Below are 23,540 nucleotides of genomic sequence, written 5' to 3'. Positions count from 1 at the left end.
TGCCATTATATTTACCTTCCATAAATGCGCTCGCCCGGTGGCCAACGCGTAATAGTGACCGGAACATAATCTACTTCCGGAATAGCATGTTTCTTTTTGTAGGCCAGGCTATGCACCAGGAACTCCCTGTCATCGCGTTGAGGAAAATCAATTCGCTGATGAGAGCCTCTGGACTCTTTCCGGCAAACGGCCGATTGGATTACCGCTTCCGCTACATCCAAGAGGCAGGATAACTCAAGCGCTGCAACCCGTTCGGTATTAAATGCCTGACTTTTGTCGGAAAGGCGAACATGTTTAAATCGCTCTTGCAAATTGAAGATTTCTGTTTGGGAGGCCAACAAGGATTTTTCATCCCGGTAAATTCCCACACCTTCTTCCATGGTTTTTTGCATGGCTTCACGGATGTCCGCGATGTTTTCTACCCCTCCGTTTTTCTTGAAAAACAATTTTTCCAAGCGTTTGAATTCTTTTGCGGCAAGGCTTGGCAGGTTTTCGCTAAATCCGGGCTGGGACAGAGCAAATTCGGCTGCGGATTTCCCGGCAATGGCTCCGAAAACCAACAATTCTGTCAAGGAATTGGAGCCCAAGCGATTGGCTCCATTGATACTGACACAAGCGCATTCCCCGGCCGCATATAGCCCGGGCAAAGGTGTTGCGCCATGAATATCCGTATGTATTCCTCCCATCATATAATGCACCACCGGCCGCACGGGAATCATGGTCTGAATAGGATCCAGATTTTCATATTTCAAGCAAAGTTCGCGTACAAAGGGCAATTTGCTATCGATTAACTTGGCACCCAAATGCCGGATATCCAAATGCACATAATGTCCGTAGGCACCTTGTAAGGTTCTTCCTTTTTCCTGTTCTTTGACAAAGGCTTGTGAAAGCCGGTCACGAGGCCCCAATTCCATAGATCGCAAAACCGGTTTGGCTTCGGGCTTTCCCAAATCGTAATCCTGTAAATAGCGGTACCCCTCTTTGTTGAGCAAATACCCTCCTTCTGCCCGGGCGGCTTCGGTAATCAAAATTCCGGTAAACGGCAAACCCGTAGGGTGGTATTGCACAAACTCCATGTCTTTAAGCGGAACCCCTGCACGATAGGCCAGGGCCATTCCGTCACCTGTTTTGATATTGGCATTGGTGGTAAAAGGAAAAACCTTTCCTGCCCCTCCGGTGCAAATCACTACGGCTTTTGCCCGGAGGGCCTCTACTTTCCCGCTGGCAATTTCCATCACTACCGCCCCTTGACATCTCCCTTCTTCCACCAACAAACTGGTTACATACCATTCATCAAAGCGTATTACTTTATGGTACTTCAGTGAGGTTTGGAAGAGTGTGTGCAACATATGAAACCCGGTTTTGTCCGCAGCAAACCAGGTCCGTTGTTTTTTCATTCCTCCAAAAGGCCGCACCGCCACCGTTCCGTTGGCTTCCCGGCTCCAAGGGCAACCCCAGTGTTCCAAGCGAAGCATCTCCGTGGGTGCTTGTTTTACAAACAACTCGACCGCATCCTGGTCACACATCCAATCGCCTCCCGAAATGGTATCATAGGCATGGTTTTCCAAAGAATCATTGTCCTTAATCACCGCTGCCGCTCCTCCTTCAGCCGATACCGTATGACTGCGCATCGGATATACTTTGCTTACGATTCCCACGGAAATATCAGGGTGAGTTTCTGCCACGGCAATGGCTGCCCGCAAGCCTGCCCCCCCAGCTCCAAGAATCAATACATCACAGGTTTGTAGTGTTGGGTCCATAAAGCTCAACATTGAATGGAAAAGTCCATGAGCTAGTCACAAAGTGGTCATACGATTACTTTGTATAAAAAGGCAGGCTACCTGGTAAGTAAATCCGGTTGGTATTTGTCCTTACAATATAAAAAAATAAATGATGGAAGTAAAGGAGGAAAAACGAATAAGAGCCGTATAATAAGCTTCACACTCAGAAGGTTAACTTTTCTCTTACAAAGAAATTCTTGAAAGGAAATAAATATGCTATTCATTTCGCTTTGTCAAATCATCCCACATGACAACCAAGAGTTTCACCTATCACTTACTTTTTTGTCATTGCCACAAAAAAGTAAGCAAAAAAATGCTAGTCAGAAAGATGCTTCCTCCCACCAAACCCACGCACCTCCCCGCCTTTCTGACAAACCACCCTGTTTATATCTGGCAAACAAAAAAAGAGAATGGTTTTCGTTCCATTCTCCTTCATATGTTAATTTTTTAGACTTGCTGAAATTTGTGCTTTTGCAAGGCCGCCAGTTGCTTGAACAATTCTTCTTCTTCCGGACTCAAATTTTTAGGAATTAGCACTTCTATATTTGCATACAAATCGCCTTTTACCGAATTATCTTTGTAGTTAGGCAAACCCAATCCTTTCAAACGTATTTTTTTTCCATTTTGGGAGCCCTTGGGCAAGTTTACTTGCATACTTCCTTTTAAGGAAGGAATAGCAATTTTGCCACCCAACACTGCCGTATACAAATCCACTTTTACCGTTACCTGCAAGTCATCCCCTTGGCGTTGAAACCCCGGATGAGGCTGCACTTTCACTTTAATATACAAGTCTCCTGCCGGGCCTCCGTTAATTCCGGGCGCGCCTTTCCCCCTGATCCGCAAGCGCTCTCCATCCTTGATTCCGGGTTTAAATTTCACTCGCAGGCGGTCACCATTGATATTTAAGATATGACTGGTACCCAAATACACCTCGTTCAGATGTAATTCGGAGGTAGTTTCATAGTCATTTCCGGGCACACCTGCTGTTCTTCCCCTTTGTTGTTGTCTTCCATCTCCACCTCCGAAAAACTGTTGGAAAAAGTCAGAAAAGCCCCCGCCAAACAAGTCTTCAAATCCACCGCCACTTCCCGCTTGCCCACCACCAAACGGAGACGACCATTCATACCCTCCTCCGGCATTTTCAAACTGTTTCCAATTTGCGCCTAACATATCGTATTTCTTCCGTTTTTGTTCATCCCCAAGCACTTCGTAAGCTTCCGTAATATCTTTGAATTTGCTTTCGGCCGCTTTATTGTCTTGGTTTTTATCCGGATGGTACTTTACAGCCAGCTTCCGGTATGCTTTCTTAATCTCCTCCTTGCTTGCGTTTTTATTTACCCCTAATATTTTATAGTAATCTTTATAGTCCATGATATTATCACACAGTTAATAAAAGGATTGAGGAGGGCTTAAGGGTTGACCTGCTATCTATTTGACTATCAAGAGCATTCATTACATCCTCTTCCCCTCTCTCTGTGATTTTTTACTTTATTTAAAATTTCACCGTTCAGTGGCAGTTGTATGCCTCTCCAAAAATCATTACAAATAAAATACCTTTCCTGTTTTTCTGACAGTCCAATATAAAAAACCGGAAATCCTGTCAGGAAATTTCCGGTCAATTAATCGTATCCCACTTACCTAAGGCAGTATATCAGGTACACGGTTGTTTAGTTCAGGCGAGCCCAAAAGGGTTCTTGTTCTGTTTTTAAGAAAAAGGTCTGATCAAAGCGGTTATATAGCACTGCATGGTAATGCGGAAATTCTACTGTCAGGCCTTCCATGGTATCCAGCCCAAATTTTCCATTGCGTTTACAAATCACAAAGCCGTTGTCCAGGTCCTGTACTTCCTCGTATTTCGGGTAAATCCCTTTGCTGGCTTTCGCATCGTATACTCCGTATTTTCCCTTTTGCTTGACCAGCCAGTTGCCATGACGCGTTTCCCGGATCTCTTCATAGCCTGGGCGTAATACAAAGTTGCCCTTCTGAGTAATCAGCCCCAACTGCCCTCTGTCTTCCACCAAAGCCCGGCCGTTTTTGAAGGGGTACACTTTCTCATAACGGGGTTGAATAGCGATTTCATCATGTTTGTTTACATATCCCCAGCGCTGTTTGATTTTAAAAGGAGCCAAGCCTTCCGAAAAATACGCCACTTCATCGTATCGCAATTGCACCCGAATTCTTCCTAAATGATCGACAAAGCCCCAGCGACCGTGTAAGCGGGCAGGAGCAAATTGTTCCGCAGGCTTTTTGATCTCCTCCAAATACGTATAAGCATCTGACGGAGGAACTTCATCTGCGTATATATCCATAAACCACCACTGTTCCTTTTTATACATATATACCACACTGTCTTGAAAAGCAGATACGGAATCAAATTCATTGGGCAGGGTACGGTACCCTTTGTCATTGATTAAACCATAACGAAAACCCCAAGACGTATTTCTACGGGTTTCTATCAGTCCGTCTTCTCGCACTTGATAATCATCATATCCCAAATACAGTTCGACTCCTTCAGGGTTAACAGTCGCCCAATAACCGTTGTCTTCCACCAGAAATAACCGTTCGTTAATCACTTGAATGGAATCCACTACCGGCCGGATCACCCACTCTCCTTTTTTGTTGATTACCCCGTACAAACTATCCATGGTTACGGCTGCATAGCCTCCTTTAAAGTCGGAAGCGGCTTTGTAACGCAGTGCAATGGCAGGAATGAACTGCGCATCATAGTACCCCCAGTAGCCTCTTTGTTTTATCCGGTACATTCCGTCTGTAAAATCTCCGATATACTCTACCGAAGGATCGCTGATGCGGTGTCCGTTCGTATTGTACATGACTACTTTTCCTTCATCCGTGACTACCCGTAACAAACCGGAAGGGTCCTTGCTGATTTTTGGAAAGGCAACCGGAAGGATCTCTTTTCCGGAAGTATTGATGACGCCCAATTTCCGGCCCTTTCGTACTATGGCAATGCCATTTTTAAAATCTCTAATCTGATCGTACTTGCCTTTCTTGACAAAAAACTCACCCTTTTGGTTGACCAAGCCGGTTTGCCCGTTCAGCCGGGCTTCAAAAACCCCCTTTTCAATATTGCGCAAACGGTCGTAATACCAACTGTTCAAAGAATCTCCCTGGAGATTAATCAAGGTAAAACGGGAATAAGGTTTGACTTGCCAGTCAGCCTTTTCTTCGTCCCAACGAATTTCCTTATGGATAAAATCGATCAAGGTTTTTCCGGACTTGATAGAAAGCATTCCATACCAGAATTGCTTTTTGCCCACCAAGGTATCCCCCCGCAATTCCACCAATTCGGTCAACCGGTGCGGAAACAGCATTTCTCCCTGCAAATTATAAACCCCCCAATTGCCCGATTCATCTTTGGCCGCCAGGCGGTGATCGGTAATTTTCTGAATATCATAGAAAGCTGCCGGCAACACGACTTCCCCCTCAGGGGTAATCAGCCCATAGCGTTTTCGCTCGTCCCGGTCAAGCAATACCTTGTGTATTCCTTTGGCAAAAAACAGTTGAATATCATGAAATTGCGGCTTAATGATATAGTTTCCCTTTAAGTCGATGATTCCGTACAAAGGGAGGCTGCGAGTCGGCAAACTCACTTTGGCCATGTCCTGTTGAAAGTAACTCAAAGAAGCGTACTCCCGGGGCAAATGGACTTTGCCTTTTACATCCATCATCCCCCATTTATCTTCTTCTTTAAAGCCTATGTATTTTTCATAAAAATTATTCTCAATACTATCGTTATCGGTCCATCCGATGTATTGGTAAAACTTCTCTGTCAGCATTTTGCCTTTGGCATTGATCAAGGCATATCCCGAAGCCGTTTTTACAATGGCTACTTTGTTAGTAAACGGAGTAGCTTCCTCAAATTTCGCTTCAATCACATACGCTGATTCCCCGTCATAGACATAGCCAAATTTGCCATTGTCAGATTGCTTGGGAACCAGAGCCGTTTGTGCTTGCAGTAAAAAAGGGAGCATCCACAGAAAAAAGAAAATAAGGCTAGTGTTTAGCAATATATACCTCATAAATTTCTTTGATCGATTGAAATGTATTATTGAATACAATGGCTTCCACTTGTGTGCGATCGAACCAACGGAGTTCTTCAATATCCTCCTCTACCTGTGGTTGCATCTGGCTATCTTCCACACAATTCATCAAAAACCAATGTGTACATTTGATAATGTCCTGGTCATTCTGAGTATAGGTATGATACGTTTTCCCCAATTTGTCTTGTAACTCCACTTGTACCCCACACTCTTCCATTACTTCTCTGGTCGCTGCGGTTTCAATGCTTTCGCCTTCGTCCACTTTGCCTTTGGGCAAATCCCACTTACCTCTTCGCTTCATAAAAAGCAACTTATCTTGCTGAAGCACAATCCCTCCCGCTGCGTCAATAAAAGTAAAAAATGTATGAATTTGCTCTATTACCTTGTCATAGTCGTCCACCAAAAACACCATATTGGCTCCCCCTCTCAGAGTTCCGTTTTTGGCCATTTCATAATGTGTCCATATTTGTTGAGCATCCGCTTTCCCCAACACATATTCGTCCCCGGTAAGAGTTGCTTGTTGAGAAGCGTCCAAGATGTTGAAGGTATGCTCATTGACAAAAATCCTCATGGAAGAATTGAAAGTTTAGTTGAATAAAAATGAATAAACCCCAGCCTTTACAGGTACTAAGCTATAAAAGCCTCCTGGTTTCATATAAAATTTAAACTGCCAAATTAAGACTTATCCCTGAGAAAACCTGCAAGAAACTCACCAACAGTACTCCGAAAGGTATGATGTCTATGATGAAAAGTGGTAATATTACATTATATTGAGGTTCCATTGGACTCTGCCAAAACCCATGTGACAGTTATCCTGTTTTTTTTGCAAAGAACCCTTTGCTTGGCCCTGATTTTTAGAAAATGAAGTGGTTTCAACTTATAGTTTTTGATCGAAAATGGAGTCAAAATCGGTTCATCAAGGCACTTTTTGAAAACAATAGCTTTGGCTAGTCTTTTCAAAAAGTAACACAGAGGAGGCGTTTTTGAAACATTTTCAGGAAAAAGAAAAAGGTTAATTCACTTCAATAACAGTTCCTTTTCTAATTTTGATTGTGGAAAAAAATGATTCACAACTCCTAAAGATTTGTTATACTGTCATACCCAAGATTCAACTTACAGATGCTTGTCATACAAAAAAGGATTTTCCTATTGCTATTGGCCCTGGGGCTGGTGACGTTGGGATATGCACAAAGAGTACAGCGGCAGGCATATGCCTTTATGTTGGACCAGTTGCTTGAACACCGTGTGCCGGAAATAAGTGTACGGGAAGCTCGGGCACTCAGGGAGGTGACTTTTCTGGATAGCCGGACGAGAGATGAATTTGAAGTCAGCCACCTTCCCGGGGCAAAGTGGGTGGGATATGATGCCTTTACTCCGCAAGTCATACAAGATCTGCCCAAAGAGCAGGCTATTATTGTCTACTGTTCGGTGGGTTACCGCAGTGAAAAAATCGCTCAAAAGCTTCGTCAACAGGGCTACCAAAAGGTCTTTAACTTGTATGGAGGGATATTTGAATGGGTGAATCAACACCAACCTATTGAAGACAAACAGGGTCATCCTACTAGAAAGGTACATGCCTATGACAGGCTATGGGGGATATGGCTTACAGAAGGGCAAAAAGTTTACGAGCTACAAGACCCCTAAAAGGGAGCAAAGTTCACTTTGTATAACCAGCAATAGTTTCCTGAAACAGAACCCAATCATTCTCTTATTAATAACTCAGATTAAACTTCAAAAACGATGAAACTCAGCCAACTACTTTTGCTTTTGGGCTTAATGGGATTGCTCTTAGGCTGCGCTAAGAAACAGTACGACTATGTAGGAAAAGAGATCACCAAACGCGAAGCAAAAGAACAAAAACAAAAGGAGATGCAAGAGCGGAAGCAAGAAATGCTGGAAATGCTACGGCAAAAAAAGTTTGCATTAGAAGCCCATACACTCTACGACCGCTATAGCAACAGTTATCCTATGAATTCTGCCACTAATTTTATATCGGTGGACTCTGCCAATGCCGTGATTCAGTTTGCCTTTGACGGCATTGTCGGTTGGAATGGCATAGGAGGAGTGACTTTAGAGGGGCGGGTCAATCATATAGAAATCAAGGAATTAAAAAACTCTATTGCCGTAGACCTCCGCATATCGGGAGCCTCTTCGGGATTTTTAACCATTGGCATGAGTGTAATGCCCAATGGCAATGCCACATCAACCGTCCGAGGCAGCTTCGGGGGGCGTTTTTCCTTCAAAGGGCAAGTCGTATCTCTCGATAAATCCAGGGTATATAAAGGTAGCACAAGCTATTGATCCGGTAGGAAATAGCAGCATCTTCCTTGTCGGGACAAACTTAATCTTTGCAAAAAGGAGCAAAATAATTCGGATTTAGTATGGGCAATGCCATTGCATCTTCTATTTTTGCCGGGTATGTAAAATCTAATTTAAAACGATAAACGATGAAATATAATCCTTGGCATGATATTCCAACCGGGGACAAGGCTCCAGAAATCGTAAACGGTATTATTGAAATCCCTAAAGGTTCGCGGGCGAAGTACGAGTTGGACAAAGAGAACGGGATTCTGAAATTGGACAGAGTATTATATTCCGCTCACTACTATCCTCATAACTATGGCTTCATTCCTCAAACCTTAGGAGAGGATAATGATCCTTTGGATATTTTGGTCCTTTCTCAAATCTCGCTTGAGCCTTTCTGTATTATCCCTTCCCGTATCATCGGGGTAATGAGGATGCAAGACGGAGGTGATGCCGATGATAAGATTATCGCTGTAGCGGATACGGATATGAGTGTATCACATATCAAAGATGTCTCTGAAATGCCGACCCACTTTCGAAGAGAGTTGAAAAACTTCTTTGAGGATTACAAAAAGCTGGAGAACAAAACGGTAGTCGTAGAAGAAATTCAAAGCCGTGAAGTGGCCATCCAGATTTTAAATGAAGGAATTGAACAGTACAAAAAAACTTTCGGTAACTAAAATACCGAAAAGGTGAGCTTTCCGGCTCACCTTTTTTATTTCTCCCACCTCTGCTCCCTGAGCTCAGCCTCTCTCCCCTAACCATGTTCACACATCTCAGTTCGGAGAGTTCTCTCCGTTTTTTTACTTTTTTTGAAAAAAAATCTCTCAACATTTCATGTCGTAAATCCCTTACGATCTGCTATTGTATCTTCAACATAGAATTTGATACTAAAACCAATTATCCATTAATCCATAGTATCAACCCTCATTTTTTTAATTTAAAAGACTAAAAACCATGTGTGGCAGATACGCTATACTATCCGACAAAGAGCAAATCGAAAAAGAATTTGCCGTGAGAGTAGATTCCAATGTAAGCCCATGTTATAATGCAGCTCCCGGGTATCACTTGCCCGTCATCACCAATTTATCACCTAAGCGGCTGCAGTTTATGCGTTGGGGGTTGATTCCCCATTGGGCCAAAGATCCTCGTATTGCGCAACATACTATCAATGCCCGGGCCGAAACCATTACTGAAAAGGCTTCCTTTAAGATGCCTATCCGGCGGCAACGTTGCCTGGTACTGACCAACGGGTATTTCGAATGGAAATATACCGGAAGCGGACAAAAACAACCGTATTTCATTTATATTCAGGACCACAGTTTGCTGGCGATGGCCGGACTGTGGGATACCTGGCGCAGCCCTATGACCGGAAAAATCCTACACAGCTTCAGTATTATTTCCGTTCCGTCTAACTATCGTATTGAGGTCATCAACCCCAGGATGCCTGTCATACTGCCCAAAGAGGCCCATTGTGATTGGCTCAGCCAGCAAACCCGAAATTTACGCTCTATTACCAAATGGCTTAAACCCTATGCCCCTGAATCCATGAATGCTATTCCGATATCAGAATTGGTAAACAGCGCGGCCAACAATACTGCCGAGGTATTAAAACCCATTGGCAACCCTTTGTACACTTCCGCAACCATGGAGACTTATTTAAGGGCGTATAGTACGAAAATCAATTATGGTTTATCTGCCTGATATTCCAAAAAATAAGGCCTTGCACCGATGGCGCAGGCCTTATTCCTTTTTTATTTACTCAATGGTATTTTAGGGCTTCACTTCTTCTCCGGAAACATCATAAAACTTCACAGAATTATTCTCCAGCGGATAAACATTGTTAGTCCTGTTGAAGTCCGCTAAGCGATACGTTGGGTCTATCACGATGCTTTCTATTTCACTTAAGCTATAGGGCAGGCTCAGGTTATATTCAGGATACGTCCATGGCCAATCCGGTTTGAGCACTCTCTCCATGTTGAATAAGGTTTCCTGCTTTTCACCCCGCATGATCCGCAGAGGGATATAGTAATATTCTCTTTTACCATTTTTCAAAGTCACCACAATATCCAAAGGCATAGGCATCTCACCTGCTCTTTCCAAGCTCACCAGGGTCTTGTTTCCTTCATTGTCCATCACTGATTTGATAGCATAATCAATGGTATTGGTACTATTGACAAATTGCTCTTTGTACCAATCCAATTCCAAGCCTGATTCTTTCTCCATCACCCGGATAAAGTCATTGATATTTGGGTGTTTAAAACGCCACTCATAGAAATAGCGAAGCATTCCTTTATCAAAAGCTTCTTTTCCTATTACGTATTCCAATTGAGCCAAAAATACCGCTCCTTTGTTATAAGAGGTGATCCCATACGTAGCATTTTTCTTATAAAAATCTGCATGGGTAGACATCGGCTCTTGAATGTCCAATTCAATCATCCGGAAATACCCTAAATAGCTTTTGAAATAAGGGTTAGGCAAATTCCGTTTGAACAATTTGTCCATCACATAAGCTTCTCCAAAGCTGGTAAAGCCTTCGTCCATCCAAGGGTACAGCGCTTCGTTAGTCGCCAACATTCCCTGAAACCAACTGTGGGCGCCTTCGTGTACCCCTACCCCTACCAAGCTTTCCAATTTGCGATGACCGGTAATCATGGTACACATAGGGTATTCCATGCCTCCGTCACCACCTTGAATAAAGGAATATTGGGCATAAGGATACTTGCCAAAGCGCTCACCCATTAACTGGAAAAAACGCCCCATATATTCCGGAAACTTCTTCCAGCTTTTGGTTAAAGAATCCTCTTGATACAAGAAGTGCAACTCCGGCCCACCTTCTACTTTGTATTTGACATGTTGGTAATCGGGATCAGCCGCCCAGGCAAAATCGTGCACATTTTTCGCGGCAAAATGCCAGGTTAACTTTTGAGAAGCCGGTCTTTTCAACTTCTTAAAAGGCATTTGATAGCCGTGTCCTACTTCTTGCGGATTTTGCAAAACCCCTGTTCCTCCCAACACATAAGAGGAATCAATATTGATCTTCACATCAAAGTCGCCCCAAACCCCATGAAATTCCCTTCCGATATAGGGGTCTGCATGCCACCCTTGGTAATCGTATTCGGCCATTTTGGGAAACCACTGGGTCATCGTATAGTCAATTCCTTCTTTGTTCATCCGTCCGGAACGTCTGATTTGTACAGGCACCTGACTTTCAAAACTCATTTCAAACACGACTTTTTTTCCTGGTAAAACAGGCTCTGCCAAGGTCACTTCCAACGTGGTACCTTCTGTTGAAAACTGAAGTACTTTCCCATTTTGTGTCAGTTTCCGAACGTTATGGTAACCAATTTCATCACTTTTCAAATGGTAGATCCGGTCTTGCACCCGTCTGTCAGGGTCGGCAATTGTACGGGACCGTACATCCATCATACTCCCGGGTTGAAAGGCATTGAAATACAAATGATAAAACACTTTGTGCAAGGTGTCCGGAGAATTGTTAAAATAAGTCAGTTTTTGCTCTCCTTTAAATTGGTGCTTTTGAACATCGAAGTCAATCTCCATTTGATACTCGACCCGCTGTTGCCAACGGGAATTCGCCTGGGCATAAGCCATCAAGGGAATTCCCCAAGCTAAAAACAAGACTTTAAATGTGTTGTAAATTTTCATTTCTAATGAATTATTTGACCAAAATAGTTTTTCGTCTGTTGCGTCTAGGCAAAACGCCAAAAATCTTGCGTAGATACTAAAAACTGCCTTGTTCAACAAATTTAAATTCTTTTTCAGAAGGGATTATCACAGGGGAAAGTAATCGTTAGTGCCTATAGGCATATAGTCAGGGAGTAAATAAACAGCAATATCAACTGTTAAGAAAATCATTTTCAAAGACCGTCAAAGGCTTATACCATGGGGATAAACACTTTAAAACAGCTGCCCTTTCCATACTCACTGACCACTTGTATTTTACCGTTCAGCTTATCCACTCCCTTTTGTACCACATATAATCCCAAGCCATTGCCCGGACTTTTATCCGTGCCCCGGTAATACATTTCAAAAATATGAGGTAAAACCTGTTGGTGGATGCCAATGCCATTGTCTTCAAACGAAAGATTGATGTAGCCATCCCCATTGTTCATCGAAATATAAATACTAGCCTGTTGACGCACAATTTGCGTAAAGGTAAGGGCATTTTCGATAATATTTTTCAAGATAATTTTTACAATGTATTTGTTCGAAAGGAAGCATGCTCCCTCGGGAATGTCCAACCGAATGTCTGCTTCATGCCGCTTCAATTTTTTTTGCAAATCCTGGATGATTTCTTCAACCACCCGTTTGAGGCTAATTTCATGGTTGAAATCGGATTGCAATGTCACTTCATGAACCATCAACAACTTCTGCAACATATTGTCCATGTTGATGGCGGTATAATTGATCTTGTCAAAAATCTCCTTAGACAGAGCTTGATCATTCAAATAGACATCGGCCAGTGCTTTAAGCCCCATAATGGTGCTCAGTGGCCTGCGAAAGTCATGAGAAGAGCGGTAAAGGAAGATTTCCAGTTCATTGTTGATATCTCTCAATTCCTTATTTGCGCGGTTCAACTCAAAAGTTCTCTTTTGCACTAAGTCTTCCAGGTGGGCATTCAAAGCCAGAATTTCCTCATTTTTTTCCATTAACTCCAACGACTGCCGGACAATCTCCTGGTTTTTTGCTTGTATTTCAGCCGTACGGCTTTCTACTTTCTCTTCCAGCCATTGGTTTTGTTGTTTTAACAGGCGCATTCGCAATTTATAAAAGGACAACAAACCCAACAACAATACTGTAAGTAATAGCACTCTAAACCACCATGTGCCCCACCAAGGTGGCCGGATGACAATACCTACTTGCGCTACTTGTGGTTTTTGAATAGAGGGAGACACGGCTCTTACTTTAAATACGTAGGTGCCCGGGTCCAAATTAGTATAGGTGGCCATTTGTTGGTTGCCTGCGTATTGCCATTTCTCATCAAACCCCTCCAATTTGTATTCATAAGTTAAAGCTGACTTCTGTACAAAATTGATTCCTTCATAGCCTATGGAAAACATATTATCTTTGTAATTCAAGGACAATTGCTTCGTATAAGCGATATGCTTCTCAAAGGCCGGATGCCTGCCCGGTAATACTTTTTGATTGGCTAGCCAAAAATCACTGAATAACACTTTGACTGGCCTACGGGTAATTTGAATAGCTGCCGGATCAAATACCACAAACCCGCTTCTGTTTCCAAAATACATTTGTCCTGTATTGTCCGTAAAACTGGCATTCATATTAAAATAGTCTTCTCCCAGCCCGTCTTGTGTTGTAAAATTCGCGATTTTCCCTGTACTCGGATCAATCCATGACAAGCCTTTGTCTGAAGAAACCCAAAGGTATCCCTGAGCATCTTTTTGGATTGTGTAAATGATATTAGATAGCAAGCCCGAATTTTGATTGATTAGATAGACACTGTCCTGAGCAGGGAAGTAATGATATAAGCCTTCTCCATACGTTCCTACCCACAGGCTCCCTACAGAGTCTGGCAAAATGCTAAGTATCATGTTCTTTTCCAACTCCGGGTGCAGCCGTTCCGGTTGTAAGCGCGTAAGTACACGGTCATCCAATGAAATATGGTATAGCCCACTTAAAGCCCCAACCCAGAGATAGCCCTGTTGTCCTTCGATAATTGCACGTACACTTCGTATATAGTTCTTTTTGTTGGAGCTTTTGCCAAGATTATGAAACTGCAAAGTTTCAGGGTCCAATACATCTATTCCTCCCCCATCCATTCCTACCCAAATACTTCCTTTGGAATCTTCGTATAAGACCCAAATCACATCACTGGCCAGTGATGTGGAGTCTACCGGATCGTGTTTAAACCGGGTAAATTTTCCATCTTGGTAGACATTCAAACCTCCTTGATAGGTACCGACCCACAAACGCCCTCTTCGATCTTTCAAAAGGGATAGTACATTGTCTCCGCTTAAACTTGTAGAATCGTGAACCTGATGCCGGAAATGCGTATATTTTTCCCCATCGAAAAAATTCACCCCCCCTCCGTCAGTTCCAATCCATAGCCCTTGGTTCCCTTCTTGAGCAAAGGCCAAAACGGAAGCATAACTCAATGAGTTTGAGGAGTAGGGATTAAACGTATAATTCTGAAAAACCTGGGCATGGAGGGGCAACAAATCCACGCCTGTGATTTTCGTACCGATCCACAAATTTTCGTATTGATCCAAATGCAGGTCATTGATTATATTAGAGCTTAGTTGACCTACTTGATAGTCGCTGGGAAAAGCAGACAAGGTATTTTCTACAGTGTTATATCGATACAACCCGTTGTTCGTTCCAATCCAGATATTTTTCTGAGCATCTTGCACAAAATCATTTACTTGTGTGATATCCAGAGGTAAAAAAGGAGGTAAAGAGGAAAAGCGGTTTTCAGCAGGGGTATATTTTAACACTCCGTGACTTCCCGTTCCTAACCAGATGTTGGACTCCTCATCCAAATATAAAGTTCTGATTTGGTTGTCTGGTAAACAGTCATTTTTTCCACCTTTGAGATGCAAATGCCGGATGAGCTCCAAATTCCGGTTGTAGATGTAAATACCTTTTTTTTCCGTGCCAAACCAATAGTTCCCGTTAGCATCTTGCAGAAAGGCGTGCACAAAGGCTCCGGTAACTTCCGATAAAACCACATGCAAGACTTCACCGCTGAGAGGGTCAAAGCGGAAAGTGCCTCCAGAGTCACAAAACAACCACAAAAGTCCGTTTTGGTCTTCGTAAATATCCCTGACGCCCGGTTGCGGATCGATGTCCGGAATGGTGATAAACCCATCTACTTCAGGATTGTATAAGGATAAGCCCTCCAAAGTTCCTACCCACATCCTGTGCCGGCTGTCATGATAAACTTTGTATACCACATTGGAAGGCAAACTCAAAGAATCACTCCGGTCATGAACATACTTCCTGAAGCTATTCCCATTAAAGCGGTTTAATCCATCCTCAGTCGCCAGCCATATAAACCCCATAGTATCCTCACTAATAGCATTGATATTGGCATTGGACAGGCCGTTAGAAGTAGAATAATTGGTGAATTTAGTTTGCTGATCGATCTGTTGTCCCCAAACCAAATTACTGCAAACAAGATAAATTAGTATCCCCAGGTATTTCCAGTGCTTACCCATATGATCATGTAAATTCCCTCCCCTAATATGCGCTCACAGCTTTTGAAAATCAAATATTTAAGAGATATACTGATGAAGGCCACATGAATTTTAGTCTTATCATTAGCAATAATACTAAAATTAAGCAGGCCGCCAAAAACAGATAAAAGCATTATTTGCAAATGTGATTATTCCTACGGCAATTTCAAAGTTAATAACTTTCCGGATAGAACTTATTAACAATGTTTAGAAAAGATCTTCTGTAAAAGGAAATCCAAAATATTCTACCGGGAGACGATGGATAATTGAAAACTTACATCTCAATTTTGTTACCTTTGAAGATTCAAACAGCAAACACAAGCCTGGATTTTATTTACAGGTTGTTATGCCAAAGGAACATTAGTGAAATACGACTTTCAGAGACAATACCTATGAACTTTCAATCAAAGTTAATTGAAAATGCCGTAGAAGAAATTGCGAAACTGCCAGGTATCGGAAAAAAAACCGCTTTGCGTCTGGTTTTGCACTTGCTAAAGCAAGAGGAACAAAGTACTAGTTTACTGACTGACTCTTTGTTAAAGCTTCGCAAGGAAATCAAGGCTTGTAAAACTTGCTATATGATAGGAGATACGGAGGAATGTAGCTGTGGGAAAGAGCACCGCGATCAGTCGGTGATTTGCGTAGTGGAAGATATCCGCGATGTTATTGCCATTGATAACACGGCTCAATACCGGGGCATGTTTCATGTATTGGGGGGCATTATCTCTCCTATTGAAGGAGTAAGCCCTAAAGATTTGAATATTGAAGCATTGATTGAAAGGGTCCATGAAGCGGCAGGGCAGGTTAAAGAAATTATCATGGCTTTGCCTTCTACCATGGAAGGAGACACGACGGCCTACTACATCGGAAAAAAATTAAAAGAATACAAGGTCAAAGTTTCTACCATTGCCCGGGGGGTACCGATCGGCAGCGAGCTGGAATTTACAGATGAAATCACCTTAGGCCGCAGTATCCAGAGCCGGGTGAATTATGATTTATAAAGGAAATAAACAAAAAGCCTTCAGGTCTGAAGGCTTTTTTGCATTCGAAAATTTTACCGAAAAGGCCAATATCTATTTTTTGATTATTCTTTTCACAACCCGTTGAGCCCCCATTTGAAATTCAATCAAATACAAGCCACTGGCTTCCGTGCTTAAATCTAAACCGCTTACCTCCAATCGCTCGGTGCGTTTGTCTATTTGCATTGATTTTACCAGGCTTCCTACGGAATTCCGGATATTCATTTTGACGGTTCCGATAAATGCATTGTTTAATTCCACCGAGTAAGACCCTTGAGTAGGGTTGGGATAAAGTATCAAGCGGGCTTCATCCGGCTGTTCCCCCTCGTCTCCCAGAGCTTCCAAAAGGCCAATCTGAATATCATCCAACAACAACAAAGTTGCCTGGTTCGCCTCCGAATAACTATGCAACCCCAAATAATAAACGCCTTCTTCTTCTACAGAAAAAACCACTGAGGCTAATCTATACTCTGTACCGGAAAGGTTTTCCATGGTTTTCAATGACTTGGTCATATTTACAGCCTCTTGTGACGAACCTAGTTTTATTTCCAGCTTTGCAGGACTGTCAGCCATGGCCACCCGGTGGTAGAAAGTCATTGCATAATTGGTATTGGGTCTCAAATACAAACACGTAGAATACAACCAGTCGTCTGCAGCTTGACTTCCGTTCCCTTCCAAGGCAACAAAACCCGAACCTGAGTGAGCAAAACTTGGCACTCCAACAGAGGGATCAATGAACTCCCATGTGATTCCATCTTGATTGGCATCTTCCGTTTGCCAGTTGCCAAATGTGGCATTATCTTCAAAATCATCTTTGTAAATATCATCCTCTCCAAAATTAAACCGGGCAGGAAAAGTAATGGAAAGGGTATCATTTTCAGTATTTTCCTCACCTTCTAATTGTACAATCACTTTAAAGTCGATTGCATTAACCAACTTGGCAAAGTTTCCATCCACTACCAGCGATTTCACCTGTCCGTTGGTCAACTCGCCCACCGGGGTGCTGCCGGTTACTTCATTTCCACTTGCCGAGAGATAAGAATAAAATAAGGTAGCATTTTGCACATCCGTAGTACCTACATTGGAAATTTTGATTTCTACAGGTGTTTCTTCGTTAAAGTCGCAAGAACCTAATAACGGCTGGATATCTACCACTGCCAAATCGCGCCCGAAAGCCTCCCCTATTTCAATATCATCAATATAATAATTGTTTTGATTTGCCGGACTGAGTGCCTTCCACCCCAAATAATACGTTCCGGATTCTGCCACCGAAAATTGCGTTTGTTGATACTCATAAGCCGTTCCGGGTTGACCCGAATAGGCAAAGATTTTTTGGGTCATAAAATTGGACGACTGGGCTTTCCCCACAAAGACCTCTACTCGTTGGGTATTTCCGGCTATTTGCTGTTTTTGCCAGAAGTTCATCCGGTACACCCGCCCCTTTTCCAAGTAAAAACAACCCGTAATAAACCAGTCATTCGCTGCTTGGTTTGTTCCCGACCCATAATACGAGTAGTAACTTTCTCCTGAACGGGCATTGGGACCATTAGGGATATAGTTCCAGGTATGAGGGGTGTTATTTACATCCACATCGGCATTACTATTCAAAGAAATCCAGTTCGAAAGCGCATCAACCGATTCCAGATCTTGCTGATAGGCCTGTCCGTTTAAATAAACTTTAGGGTTTTTAAATTCTTTGAGCAGTACGTTATTTTCACTGTTTTCATCTCCGGCCACCGTCACTACAGCCGTAATAAAACAAATGCTTTTCTCAAGAAAGTCGGCCGAGAAATGGATCAAGGTTTCACTTCCGGCAGACAAATCACTAATCGTTTGATTCCCGTCTAGCAGTAAGGTATTCTTATCATCCCGCACTTGGTAAGAGACTTTCAGATTTTGCAAATCATTGCGCCCGTTATTGCTCACCAGCACTTTTACAGGAGTCGCATCCGAATAATTACAAGGATCGGTTTCCGCATATATTTTTTCAATTTTCGCATCCACTGCCTGGCTGATAACTCCCGAAACAATCAGCGAATAAGCTTGTTTACCGTTTTGCAACGAGCCTTTATGGGAAATGGTAAGGGTATACAAACCCGCTTCCGGATTTTCCACCAATACTTTCTCCACATTATCGCGAATGTTGTTTCCTCTTGTTGCGGCTGTAGAGGGGTTGGCGGGGTCCAGTACCCAAGGCCGGTATGGAGTGCCATTTCGCTCAATTTTGATATCCAGATCATTCACCAGCATAATCGTTTGGGGATCCAGCGATTTACTTACGGGATTCCCCTGAGGGTCGGTCCAACAAAGTGTTGCCATCAATGGCTCATTCCCTGAAGCATATATGGTAATCTGCTCTGTCCGCTGATTTTCCAAAGTTTTTTCCTGTATCAATGTCTCAGAACCCGATCCGCTGATAACTTCTGCCGCTGCAGCCGTATTCATCAGGCCCCAGCCATATTGATAATCGGGTCCGGGTTGCGTTCCTGTTTCTTCCGCAGTGTGAATTAATACACCCCGTACGGTGGCAGATTTCATAAAATTGCCAAAATGATTATAATAATGCTCTTGAAGTAAATAAACAGAACCCGCTACAGTCGGGGCTGCCATGGAAGTTCCACTCAAGTATTTATAAGCATTGTCGGCTTGTGATGCGCTGGACAACACCTGATACCCTTGTGCTACCAAATCCGGTTTGATGCGCCCGTCATCCGTAGGCCCCCAAGAACTAAAGCCGGTCATTATTACATCCGAGGGTTTTGAATAAGTATTGGGGATGCCATGTACGGCTCCCACAGAAATTACATTTTTGGCCAATGCAGCATCTGATAAACAATCATACCCATTGATTCCTCCGTCAGGCAAGCGGTTCACGGTGGACAAGGTGGTGTCACCACCGGAGGTATAAACCCAATAAGCCTCACCGGAGGAAGGGCCTGAATTATTACGGTGGTTGCCAGCGGCTTTTACAATTGTGTAATAGGGCGCTTCAAAGGCCACCTGGTCCCAATTAGCCGCTTCGTTGTCATAAAAACCAAAGCGCCAGTCTTCTTCGGTATTTACCGAAGGATCTCCCAACCAAACCCATCGCCCATCGCCAAAAAAGTCATACTCCCAGCCAGTAGCAAAACCATAAGAGTGATTGGATACTAACATGCCTGAAGTGGCAGCATCGGCCATTTCGGCCAAATCATTGTCCGAATCAAAGTATGATAATTCTGCCTTGTGAGCCATTCCTCTCGCGCTACTGTTAATTCCTTGCCCGATCAAGGTCCCTGCCACATGAGTTGCGTGATCTCTGGAGCCCTCATTATCTTCAGGGTTATTACCATCCTTATGATGTACTCTCCCGCCAAACTCCACATGGCTCAAGCGCAAGGTGGCCCCTACTTCCCATATTCCCAAGCTTTCGTCAGGCATGGATTGCCCTGATAGTTGTAAACCCAAATCACCTCCTTCCCATACCTGATCCGTATTGATGGTTTTTGCGGCTATTTCATTATTGGTAATATGATATACCGGCATTCCTGTTTCGGTAACCCCCCGGAGACGAATCAACTGCCCCGTGCCGGATAAGCGAATCAATGGCCATCCTTTTTGCCCAGCCATTTTCAGGGCTTTTTTCAAATTACTCTTATGCGTTTTACGGCTACTTTTCCGAAGCTCATTTAATGCTTTTACATCTGTCTTTTTGATTACTTGGTAAGTTGATTTGGACTGTCCTTGGACGTCTATAAAGGCAGAAGTCAAAAAAGTAAGCAAAAACGAACAGCATAAAATAAAACTTGCCTTTTCATTTTTCATTGCTGGGAACCTGGTTTTCGGCTTATTCATGGAATTAGTATTTTGATGCATGTAGTCTTCTAGTGGTGGCGATTGGTTATGCCTTTTGATGAATCTGTAAGTGATTATATAGTTCAAACGCACTTTTAAAAGTTATGGATCATTCTGTACGAAAATGAAGATTTTGTACTTCAATAAATACTTCACAAGAAGAATGTTCTTTCAGGCAATTAAAAAGCACTCACCGAAAATGATAAGTGCTTCTTTTATGACTTTACTGCCTTTCTTAGGTAAAAGTTGATTTACCCTTTTTTTAAGAATTCATCAAAAAAGTCCTTTGCTTTTTTGGATGCCGTACCGGCCGAATCTTTTATATCATCGAGTATCGGGCTAAAGGTACTTTTAAAGTCCGTGGCATAACCACTGGCAGCCTGGCGCATATCCTCTTTGAATTCGGAACCTTCGGTAGGATAATTACCGGCTAAAATAGCATCGTATTCACCGGAGCGTATCCAATTCATTAACTCCAACAAACGAATCACCGGGAACGGGTGGGTTTTCCATAGCAAATTCATAATCTTGTGGATATTATCACCCAAAGATTTCAAATTATTGTACTCTTCGGCTTGTTTCATAAACTCGCCCAAATTCATTTCTTGCAGGCGGCCACCTCCCGACATTTTCATCAGCAAATGAATGGAAGCTTCCGGGTCTTGGGAGACCAACAATCCTGCCCGGTCGGCACTGAGTTCACTTTTCCGGTCCCATTCTCTTAGGGCCGCTATAATACTATAAATGGCTACCCCGCCTAATGGAATATTGAATGCGATGGTGGACACAGAAAGTAAAATTTGCAAGAGCGTTTTATACAGAACGTGCCCACTGAGAATATGCCCTAATTCATGCCCTAATACCGTAATGATCTCATTATCATCCATGGTATCCAACATACTGGAATTAAGCGTAATAAAGGGCTTGTCCATTCCAATAGCTCCGGCATTCAAAAGCGGGCTTTGTGATACATATAATTCAGGCACCTCCTTCACATCCAACACTTCACAAGCCTCTTGATATAAAGTATGAATACGGGAAAACTGCTTATCACTCACCCGCACAGCTGAAGCCAAAGTTAAAAGTCGCAATGATTTTTCGGACGTAGCTCCAAATACAGTCCGGATGACGACATCCAAACCGGGCACTTTTCGCAGCGACTTTAAAGCAACCCTGTCAGCCGGATGCTCCCATGCCGATGAATGCACATTGGTGAGTTGTATCCGCTTTTTTCTATTGGAAGGTTTCATAGTACTTGTTTTTATTTCTCTTTAATTTGACTTGACTACCAAGTTATAACTCTTTTTTCAAAAATAGGTGAAGAAGCATTCCTATTTTCCTCAAATAACGGGAAAGCCGGGCATGAGGTTAGGTTGGGAGGCTAAAGCCCCCATAGAATAAAGCATACCGGATAGATTCCCTCCCATATTTTGCGAATAAAACACGTAAAGGATTTGTGCAAATTTTAAGAAATTTTAATTCCTTTTAACAGGCATTTAACCTCCGTTTTACCTTAATTGTAGTAGCTTTACCCCCAAGGCTCAAAGTAGGCAATGAAAATTTTTCCTATCTCAGGCAACCTCATTCTCAATACACACATTCATAAAAATAAAAACGCTATCGAAACAAGGTTACTTTTGGATGATCAACAACTCATAACCTGTTGCAGGAAAAACGACAGTGAAGCCCAGAAGCTTCTCTATGAGAAATATGCCCCGAAGATGCTTCGGCTTTGCTTCCGGTACACCAAAAATGAACTGGATGCGGAGGAGGTGTTGATCAGCGGATTTGTCAAGGTATTTCAACATTTGGATAAGTTTGAATACAGAGGAGGGAAAAGTTTTGAAGGCTGGGTGAAGAGAATCATGGTCAATGAGTCTTTAATGCTTTTGCGTAAGCGCAATAATTTTAACTTGGTAGCAGAAAGCAACGCAGAACAAATCGAAGCCCAAACCTATACGGATAGTAACCTTGCCGCAGAAGAAATTTATGCATTAGTACTAAAGCTACCCACAGGGTACCGCACCGTATTTAACCTCTACGCTATAGAAGGATATTCACATAAAGAAATTGCTGAGCAACTGAATATCAGCATCAATACTTCAAAATCACAATTAAGCAAGGCCCGGGCCATGCTCAAGAAACTGTTAATTAAAAACGGTATACACCATGAAAGATGAAGAACTGGATAGATTGTTCAGAGAGCAAATTGAAAACCTGGATAGTGCCCCCCCTCAACTGAACTGGGAGCCGGAGGCAAGTTTCCAGCGTATTCAGGCCCAGCTCAAACAACCCAAGAAAGGAGGAGGCTTTATCTGGACACACTATTTGAGCGTGGCGGCCTCCATCTCTTTATTGTTTGTGGCGAGTTTGACCGTTTTCAAGGCGGTTGATCATTGGAAAGCCGATTTTATGCCTGAACAAGCACCTCCTTCGGTCTCTTATTCCGAAAATAATAACCCGGTGCCAAACATGCAATTGCAGGTGATGAGCGGTACTCTTTCCTCATCCGCGCCTCCTTTGGCTACTGAGATGCAGTCCGTAGAGTATACCAAACAAACTACTTCTTCGGATCACTATATACCCAGACTCGAATTGGTCAATTTGGTACAAAACTCCAATCCGGTAAAAAATCAACTTCTTCACACAACTCATAACACTTCAGAAGTTGCCACTCATCAACTTTCGTATACCATCTTCGGTTACGAATTGTTTTCGACCACCTGGAGTCCGGAAAAAGAACTCTCAACAACTTCATCTCAAGAGATGTTTGGACATACAGCCAGTCAAATGCCAGCAAAAAAGAATTTTGTGGTAAACCTTGGGTTGGGAACAGAACTCATCGGAAGTCAATTTGGCCCACAAGCCAACATAGCCTTCAGTATCCAAACTGAAAACCAAGCAGCCAACGCTATTAATGAGTGGTCTTTAGGAATTTCCTCTACAGCTTTAATCCATGAAGCGGAAGGCCAACAGCGAAGCTTGCAACCGGCTACATTTGTGGAAGCTTCCATAGGCAAGAAAAGCCTGGACAAGAAAACGGGAGACAGCTTTGGTGTTGGAATGTTGATTCATTCGGATAATCCACAATTCAGTGGGTCTACATTCAAACTACAATACACCAAAAAACTCCTGAAAAGAATCAATATTTCACCGGAATTGATTTTGACAGAAAACTTCAAAAAAATAATTCCGGGATTCAAACTCACTTTGGGCTAATTTTCTTAAATGAGTTTTTTCTATAAAGTGAGTAGTAGTCAATGAATAAACAAAGAGGTGGAATAAGATATTTCACCTCTTTGTTTATTGTTGGGCTTTACTGTT

The 23,540-nt window shown here is 42.8% G+C and carries 15 protein-coding genes; 7 read left to right on the top strand and 8 right to left on the bottom strand.

Annotation, left to right across the window (positions count from 1 at the left end; translation table 11 throughout):
• Window positions 1-11: 11 nt before the first annotated feature.
• From frdA to AAG747_RS04105, 4 genes are all read right to left on the bottom strand, one after another.
• Window positions 12-1,760: a fumarate reductase (quinol) flavoprotein subunit gene (gene frdA / locus AAG747_RS04120; protein WP_346819865.1), complete on the bottom strand. Its 1,749-nt coding sequence runs from the start codon at window positions 1,758-1,760 to the stop codon at window positions 12-14.
• A gap of 468 nt (window positions 1,761-2,228) precedes the next feature.
• On the bottom strand, window positions 2,229-3,152 hold the full coding sequence (locus AAG747_RS04115) for a DnaJ C-terminal domain-containing protein (protein ID WP_346819864.1): 924 nt from the start codon (window positions 3,150-3,152) through the stop codon (window positions 2,229-2,231).
• Between the two features lie 296 nt (window positions 3,153-3,448).
• Window positions 3,449-5,773 carry a WG repeat-containing protein gene (locus AAG747_RS04110; RefSeq protein ID WP_346819863.1) on the bottom strand — a complete coding sequence of 775 codons (2,325 nt, stop codon included), beginning with the start codon at window positions 5,771-5,773 and terminating at the stop codon, window positions 3,449-3,451.
• Window positions 5,774-5,795: 22 nt separating this feature from the next.
• Entirely contained in the window at window positions 5,796-6,413 is a 618-nt protein-coding gene (locus AAG747_RS04105) for an NUDIX hydrolase (protein WP_346819862.1), read from the bottom strand.
• Window positions 6,414-6,961: 548 nt separating this feature from the next.
• Here AAG747_RS04105 and AAG747_RS04100 point away from each other — a divergent pair.
• From AAG747_RS04100 to AAG747_RS04085, 4 genes are all read left to right on the top strand, one after another.
• Window positions 6,962-7,486 (top strand): rhodanese-like domain-containing protein, encoded by a 525-nt coding sequence (locus AAG747_RS04100; protein WP_346819861.1) that lies wholly within the window; start codon window positions 6,962-6,964, stop codon window positions 7,484-7,486.
• Between the two features lie 96 nt (window positions 7,487-7,582).
• Complete coding sequence (locus AAG747_RS04095) at window positions 7,583-8,143, top strand: DUF4251 domain-containing protein (protein ID WP_346819860.1); 561 nt, start codon at window positions 7,583-7,585, stop codon at window positions 8,141-8,143.
• Window positions 8,144-8,289: 146 nt separating this feature from the next.
• The gene (locus AAG747_RS04090; RefSeq protein ID WP_346819859.1) at window positions 8,290-8,826 is read left to right on the top strand and encodes an inorganic diphosphatase; all 537 of its coding nucleotides are present in this window, start codon (window positions 8,290-8,292) and stop codon (window positions 8,824-8,826) included.
• Window positions 8,827-9,103: 277 nt separating this feature from the next.
• Complete coding sequence (locus AAG747_RS04085; RefSeq protein WP_346819858.1) at window positions 9,104-9,850, top strand: SOS response-associated peptidase; 747 nt, start codon at window positions 9,104-9,106, stop codon at window positions 9,848-9,850.
• A gap of 69 nt (window positions 9,851-9,919) precedes the next feature.
• Here AAG747_RS04085 and AAG747_RS04080 read toward each other — a convergent pair whose 3' ends face one another.
• Both AAG747_RS04080 and AAG747_RS04075 read right to left on the bottom strand, forming a co-directional pair.
• Window positions 9,920-11,812 (bottom strand): M1 family metallopeptidase, encoded by a 1,893-nt coding sequence (locus AAG747_RS04080; RefSeq protein ID WP_346819857.1) that lies wholly within the window; start codon window positions 11,810-11,812, stop codon window positions 9,920-9,922.
• A 230-nt stretch (window positions 11,813-12,042) separates the two neighbouring features.
• Window positions 12,043-15,345 (bottom strand): two-component regulator propeller domain-containing protein, encoded by a 3,303-nt coding sequence (locus tag AAG747_RS04075; RefSeq protein ID WP_346819856.1) that lies wholly within the window; start codon window positions 15,343-15,345, stop codon window positions 12,043-12,045.
• A 410-nt stretch (window positions 15,346-15,755) separates the two neighbouring features.
• On the opposite strand from AAG747_RS04075, the gene recR reads away from it, so the two are divergent.
• Window positions 15,756-16,364, top strand: a complete 609-nt coding sequence (recR, locus tag AAG747_RS04070) for a recombination mediator RecR (protein ID WP_346819855.1) — start codon at window positions 15,756-15,758, stop codon at window positions 16,362-16,364.
• Between the two features lie 72 nt (window positions 16,365-16,436).
• Here recR and AAG747_RS04065 read toward each other — a convergent pair whose 3' ends face one another.
• Both AAG747_RS04065 and AAG747_RS04060 read right to left on the bottom strand, forming a co-directional pair.
• Window positions 16,437-20,186, bottom strand: coding sequence for a S8 family serine peptidase (locus AAG747_RS04065; protein WP_346819854.1), 3,750 nt, complete (start codon window positions 20,184-20,186; stop codon window positions 16,437-16,439).
• A 281-nt stretch (window positions 20,187-20,467) separates the two neighbouring features.
• Complete coding sequence (locus AAG747_RS04060) at window positions 20,468-21,466, bottom strand: M48 family metallopeptidase (RefSeq protein ID WP_346819853.1); 999 nt, start codon at window positions 21,464-21,466, stop codon at window positions 20,468-20,470.
• A gap of 303 nt (window positions 21,467-21,769) precedes the next feature.
• On the opposite strand from AAG747_RS04060, the gene AAG747_RS04055 reads away from it, so the two are divergent.
• Together AAG747_RS04055 and AAG747_RS04050 are read left to right on the top strand one after the other, a co-directional pair.
• Window positions 21,770-22,396, top strand: coding sequence for an RNA polymerase sigma factor (locus tag AAG747_RS04055; protein ID WP_346819852.1), 627 nt, complete (start codon window positions 21,770-21,772; stop codon window positions 22,394-22,396).
• On the top strand, window positions 22,386-23,435 hold the full coding sequence (locus tag AAG747_RS04050) for a hypothetical protein (protein WP_346819851.1): 1,050 nt from the start codon (window positions 22,386-22,388) through the stop codon (window positions 23,433-23,435). The genes AAG747_RS04055 and AAG747_RS04050 overlap by 11 nt, the downstream gene beginning before the upstream one ends.
• Window positions 23,436-23,540: the final 105 nt, after the last annotated feature.

It is taken from the genome of Rapidithrix thailandica (assembly GCF_039710355.1).
In the GTDB taxonomy this organism is placed as follows: Bacteria; Bacteroidota; Bacteroidia; order Cytophagales; family Flammeovirgaceae; genus Rapidithrix; species Rapidithrix thailandica.
The sequence above is the reverse complement of the archived record's forward strand: the minus strand, read 5'-3'. Positions and strand labels throughout refer to the sequence as shown.

What these genes read in the sequence shown, in the direction of transcription:
- frdA (WP_346819865.1), bottom strand. Translation starts at nt 1,760, where the DNA reads ATGGACCCAACACTACAAACCTGTGATGTATTGATTCTTGGAGCTGGG.
- AAG747_RS04115 (WP_346819864.1), bottom strand. Translation starts at nt 3,152, where the DNA reads ATGGACTATAAAGATTACTATAAAATATTAGGGGTAAATAAAAACGCA.
- AAG747_RS04110 (WP_346819863.1), bottom strand. Translation starts at nt 5,773, where the DNA reads ATGCTCCCTTTTTTACTGCAAGCACAAACGGCTCTGGTTCCCAAGCAA.
- AAG747_RS04105 (WP_346819862.1), bottom strand. Translation starts at nt 6,413, where the DNA reads ATGAGGATTTTTGTCAATGAGCATACCTTCAACATCTTGGACGCTTCT.
- AAG747_RS04100 (WP_346819861.1), top strand. Translation starts at nt 6,962, where the DNA reads ATGCTTGTCATACAAAAAAGGATTTTCCTATTGCTATTGGCCCTGGGG.
- AAG747_RS04095 (WP_346819860.1), top strand. Translation starts at nt 7,583, where the DNA reads ATGAAACTCAGCCAACTACTTTTGCTTTTGGGCTTAATGGGATTGCTC.
- AAG747_RS04090 (WP_346819859.1), top strand. Translation starts at nt 8,290, where the DNA reads ATGAAATATAATCCTTGGCATGATATTCCAACCGGGGACAAGGCTCCA.
- AAG747_RS04085 (WP_346819858.1), top strand. Translation starts at nt 9,104, where the DNA reads ATGTGTGGCAGATACGCTATACTATCCGACAAAGAGCAAATCGAAAAA.
- AAG747_RS04080 (WP_346819857.1), bottom strand. Translation starts at nt 11,812, where the DNA reads ATGAAAATTTACAACACATTTAAAGTCTTGTTTTTAGCTTGGGGAATT.
- AAG747_RS04075 (WP_346819856.1), bottom strand. Translation starts at nt 15,345, where the DNA reads ATGGGTAAGCACTGGAAATACCTGGGGATACTAATTTATCTTGTTTGC.
- recR (WP_346819855.1), top strand. Translation starts at nt 15,756, where the DNA reads ATGAACTTTCAATCAAAGTTAATTGAAAATGCCGTAGAAGAAATTGCG.
- AAG747_RS04065 (WP_346819854.1), bottom strand. Translation starts at nt 20,186, where the DNA reads ATGAAAAATGAAAAGGCAAGTTTTATTTTATGCTGTTCGTTTTTGCTT.
- AAG747_RS04060 (WP_346819853.1), bottom strand. Translation starts at nt 21,466, where the DNA reads ATGAAACCTTCCAATAGAAAAAAGCGGATACAACTCACCAATGTGCAT.
- AAG747_RS04055 (WP_346819852.1), top strand. Translation starts at nt 21,770, where the DNA reads ATGAAAATTTTTCCTATCTCAGGCAACCTCATTCTCAATACACACATT.
- AAG747_RS04050 (WP_346819851.1), top strand. Translation starts at nt 22,386, where the DNA reads ATGAAAGATGAAGAACTGGATAGATTGTTCAGAGAGCAAATTGAAAAC.